Origin of the sequence: Streptomyces humi (genome assembly GCF_001005085.2) — a bacterium.
Classification (GTDB): domain Bacteria; phylum Actinomycetota; class Actinomycetes; order Streptomycetales; family Streptomycetaceae; genus Streptomyces; species Streptomyces humi.
Genome location: NZ_LBMU02000161.1, coordinates 1 through 2,419, shown reverse-complemented (window position 1 = coordinate 2,419; position 2,419 = coordinate 1). Strand labels below are relative to the sequence as shown.

Genomic DNA, 2,419 nt, shown 5'->3' with positions numbered 1-2,419 from the left:
GCAGCGGTGCACGAGCGCCCGGTAGTCGGCGAGGTTCTCGGCGAGCAGTTCCACCGTCTCCTCGGCACTCCGCTCCCCGTGCTCACGCAGGTACGTCCGCTCGACCGGTCCGTCCTCGCCGTGCACGTCGGCCAGGGCGCGCCGCACCCGGCCGAGGATCCGTTCCCTGCTGCTCACTTGACGTCACCCTTTCCGCCGCCGGTCCGTTGCCACCAGTCGCGGAAGGGTTCCGCCGGTACGGCGGGCAGGTCCCGGGTCCCGCTCCAGGCCTTGCCGGGACCCGGCAGGGTACGGGGATGCAGACGGCGGCTGCGGGAGACGAGCCGCTGGCCGGTGCGCAGGGCGGCCGGACGGGAGAACGCCCAGCGGGCCGCGCGCATCGCCGCCCGCTCCGCCGCGTGCCCCTTGGCCGGCTTGAGCACCACCTTGTTGCCGTCCCGGACCGCCTCGCCGCCCTCGACCACTCGTTCCCGCAGGTGCACCAGTACCTCGGGGATGTCGATGGCGACGGGGCAGACGTCGTAGCAGGCGCCGCAGAGTGAGGAGGCGTAGGGGAGGGAGGTGTCGATGTCGCTTGTGGTGCCGCGGAGTTGGGGGCTGAGGATGGCGCCGATGGGGCCGGGGTAGACGGAGCCGTAGGCGTGGCCGCCGGCGCGTTCGTAGACGGGGCAGACGTTGAGGCAGGCGGAGCAGCGGATGCAGCGCAGGGCCTGGCGGCCGACCTGGTCGGCGAGGGTGTCGGTGCGGCCGTTGTCGAGGAGGACGAGGTGGAAGGTGTGGGGGCCGTCGGTGTCGGTGGTGCCGGTCCAGGTGGAGGTGTAGGGGTTCATGCGTTCGGCGGTGGAGGAGCGGGGCAGGGTCTGGAGGAAGACTTCGAGGTCGTGCCAGGTGGGGATGGTCTTCTCGATGCCGACGACGGAGATGAGGGTGTCGGGGAGGGTCAGGCACATGCGTCCGTTGCCCTCGGACTCGACGACGACGAGGGTGCCGGTGTCGGCGACCATGAAGTTGGCGCCGGAGATGCCGACTTTGGCGCGCAGGAACTTCTCGCGGAGGTGGAGGCGGGCGGCTTCGGCGAGTTCGGCGGGTGTGTCGGTGAGGCCGTCGGGGGCGGGGCGTCCCCAGGCGTGCATCTCGCGGTGGAAGATGTCGCGGATCTCGGTGCGGTTGCGGTGGATGGCGGGGACGAGGATGTGTGAGGGCCGGTCGTTGCCGAGCTGCACGATGAGTTCGGCGAGGTCGGTCTCGTAGGCGCGGATGCCTTCGGCTTCCAGGGCTTCGTTCAGTCCGGTCTCCTGGGTGGCCATGGACTTGACCTTGACGACTTCCGTCTCGCCGGTGGCTTTGACCAGGTCGGTGACGATCCGGTTGGCTTCCTCGGCGTCGGTGGCCCAGTGGACGGTGCCGCCCGCGGCCGTCACCGATGCCTCCAGCTGGAGCAGGTAGCGGTCGAGGTGGCGGAGGGTGTGGTCCTTGATCTGTTTGCCGGCCTCGCGCAGTTGTGCCCAGTCGGGCAGCTCGGTGACGGCTGTGGCGCGTTTGGCGCGGATGGTGTGGGTGGCGTGGCGCAGGTTGCCGCGCAGGGTGGGGTTGTTGACGGCCTCGTGCGCGGCTTTGGGGAAGGCGGGCATGCCGACGAATGTTCCGTTCATGCGGCCGGTTCCTCCTCGGTGCTGGCCAGGATCTCCGCGATGTGCACGGGGCGCATGGCGGTTTCCAGGCGGGTCATGGTGCCGCCGATGTGCATGAGGCAGGAGTTGTCGGCGGCGCACAGGACCTCGGCGCCGGTCGAGGCGGCGTTGCGTACTTTGTCGGTGCCCATGGCCGCGGAGACGTCCGCGTTCTTGACCGCGAAGGTGCCGCCGAACCCGCAGCACTCCTCCGCGCCGGGCAGTTCGACCAGGTCCAGGCCCTTGACGGCCTCGAGGAGGCGGCGGGGGCGGTCACCCAGTCCCAGGCTGCGCAGGCCGTGGCAGGTGGGGTGGTAGGTGACCTTGTGGGGGTAGTAGGCGCCGACGTCGGTGACTTCGAGGACGTCGACCAGGAACTCGGTGAGTTCGTAGGTTTTGGGGACGACGGGTGCCAGGGTGGTGGCGAGGTCGTTACCGCGTCCTTCGGCTCGGGCTCGCTCTCCCATGCGTGGGTACAGCTCGCGGACCATTGCTCCGCATGATCCGGACGGTGTCACGATCGCTTCGTAGTCCTGGAAGACATCGGAGAAATGCCGGGCCAGGGGTTCGGCTTCGTGGCGGTAGCCGGTGTTGTAGTGGGCTTGTCCGCAGCAGGTCTGGCCCATCGGGAAGTCGACGTCGACGCCCAGTCTGGTCAGGAGTTTCACCACGGCACGGCCGGTGTCCGGATAGAGCGTGTCGTTGACGCAGGTCAGGAACAGGGCGACACGCATCGCGGCTCCTAGAGG

General features: G+C 69.5%; 2 protein-coding genes and 1 pseudogene. All 3 read right to left on the bottom strand.

Annotated features, from left to right (window positions below):
- Nucleotides 1-177, bottom strand: a pseudogene (locus AAW13_RS47335) (lactate utilization protein C); the annotation flags it as partial.
- A complete protein-coding gene (locus AAW13_RS43435) occupies nucleotides 174-1,652 on the bottom strand; it encodes a LutB/LldF family L-lactate oxidation iron-sulfur protein (protein ID WP_046732736.1) in 1,479 nt (492 codons plus the stop codon). The pseudogene AAW13_RS47335 and the gene AAW13_RS43435, both read right to left, overlap by 4 nt.
- Nucleotides 1,649-2,404 (bottom strand): (Fe-S)-binding protein, encoded by a 756-nt coding sequence (locus AAW13_RS43430; RefSeq protein WP_046732735.1) that lies wholly within the window; start codon nucleotides 2,402-2,404, stop codon nucleotides 1,649-1,651. Before AAW13_RS43430 ends, AAW13_RS43435 begins: the two co-directional genes overlap by 4 nt.
- Between the last annotated feature and the right edge of the window lie 15 nt (nucleotides 2,405-2,419).

Coding starts and splice junctions, on each gene's coding strand:
- AAW13_RS43430 (WP_046732735.1), bottom strand. CDS start 2,404: ATGCGTGTCGCCCTGTTCCTGACCTGCGTCAACGACACGCTCTATCCG.
- AAW13_RS43435 (WP_046732736.1), bottom strand. CDS start 1,652: ATGAACGGAACATTCGTCGGCATGCCCGCCTTCCCCAAAGCCGCGCAC.